The following is a 1,609-nucleotide window of genomic DNA, read 5'->3' on the forward strand; positions in this document are numbered from 1 at the left end:
TTGCAGGATAAATTGATTGATTGGTTTTATCAGTATTTCAGCTATATGTATTCTGGCTTGAGTTATAATTGGATTCATTGATATACAATTTATTTGGACTTTTGTAACTTTCAGGAGTATGGAAATTGAGGATAAAGTGATAAAGGCCCAGATTTGGGACACAGCTGGTCAAGAAAGGTTCAAGTCTATTACTAATGCGTAAGTACCGGTATTATGAAGAGAAAGTTCAAAACAGTGACTGACAACAATTCAATTATTACCAACAAAACGAGCAACCACCTCTCACCACAAACAACTGAATAAAAAACAACAACACAACATATGATATCGTCATATGACGTTGGAAATCTAGATCCTCGTTTCAACAGGAACAAAAATGTGGCAGGATTAAGGAATGGAATAAGATCGATTGATTGGACAATGCACACACACACACACACACAAGTAGTATAGTGCGAGGATTTATACCGATTAGATGGTGTACCGATTGCATAACCACGGTGTCAAGCCTCGAACTATACTACTCACACAGGCTGATAAATCTAGATTATTGAATAACATTTTTCATTAAACCTAACTTCATTTATATCCGTTTGGTAGCTTGAAGTCTAGTTATCAAGAGTGAAAGGCATTAATACCTGTTTAACCCCTTCACAGCTTTGTGATAGTATACAAGCCAATTGCTTTACATGGATTTCCATCAGCATCTTGTGTTGATTTTGTGTATTTTGGAGTTTGAGGTTGAAGCTGATGACAATCTATGTTCTTGAGAAAAGCTTCCTCTCAGATATCCTCTAAATCCTGGAGAGGAAATATTTTATCCTAGAGAAATCGTACATCGCGGAAAGATGCTAAATCATAGAGAGGTCGTACCTCCCGGAAAGATGCTACATCATAGAGAGGCCATACCTCCCGGAAAGACCATACATCATAGAGAGGTCGTACCTCCCGGAAAGACCCTGCATCATAGAGAGGCGATACCTCCCCCAATGACCCTGCATCATAGAGAGGTCGTTCCTCTCGGACAGACCCTGCATCATAGAGAGGCGATACCTCCCGGAATGACCCTGCATCATAGAGAGGTCGTACCTCCCGGAAAGACCATATATCATAGAGAGGTCGTACCTCCAGGAAAGACCATACATCATAGAGAGGTCGTACCTCCCGCAATGGCCCTACATCATAGAGAGGCCGTACCTCCCGGAAAGACCATACATCATAGAGAGGTCATACCTCTCGGAAAGACCCTGAATCATAGAGAGGCGATACCTCCCGCAATGATCCTACATCATAGAGAGGCGTACCTCCCGGAAAGACCATACATCATAGAGAGGTCGTACCTCCCGGAAAGACCCTGAATCATAGAGAGGCGATACCTCCCGGAATGACCCTGCATCATATAGAGGTCGTACCTCCCGGAAAGACCATACATCATAGAGAGGTCGTACCTCCCGGAAATACCATACATCATAGAGAGGTCGTACCTCCTGGAAAGATGCTACAAAATAGAGAGGTCGTACCTCCCGGAAAGCCCCTGCATCATAGAGAGGTCGTACCTCCCGGAAAGACCCTGAATCATAGAGAGGCGATACCTCCCGGAAAGACCTAC

General features: G+C 43.4%; 2 protein-coding genes and 1 pseudogene. All 3 read left to right on the forward strand.

Features of this window, described 5'->3' with window-relative positions; all coding sequences use genetic code 11:
- Positions 1–91 precede the first annotated feature (91 nt).
- A complete protein-coding gene (locus PSN35_RS07725; protein WP_367183426.1) occupies positions 92–202 on the forward strand; it encodes a hypothetical protein in 111 nt (36 codons plus the stop codon).
- Between the two features lie 646 nt (positions 203–848).
- Positions 849–1,358, forward strand: a complete 510-nt coding sequence (locus PSN35_RS07615; protein WP_300031688.1) for a hypothetical protein — start codon at positions 849–851, stop codon at positions 1,356–1,358.
- 26 nt (positions 1,359–1,384) lie between these two features.
- Positions 1,385–1,609, forward strand: a pseudogene (locus tag PSN35_RS07620) (hypothetical protein); the annotation flags it as partial.

Source organism: Candidatus Thioglobus sp. (genome assembly GCF_028599055.1).
Lineage (GTDB): Bacteria > Pseudomonadota > Gammaproteobacteria > PS1 > Pseudothioglobaceae > Thioglobus_A.

Coding starts and splice junctions, on each gene's coding strand:
- PSN35_RS07615 (WP_300031688.1), top strand. CDS start 849: ATGCTAAATCATAGAGAGGTCGTACCTCCCGGAAAGATGCTACATCAT.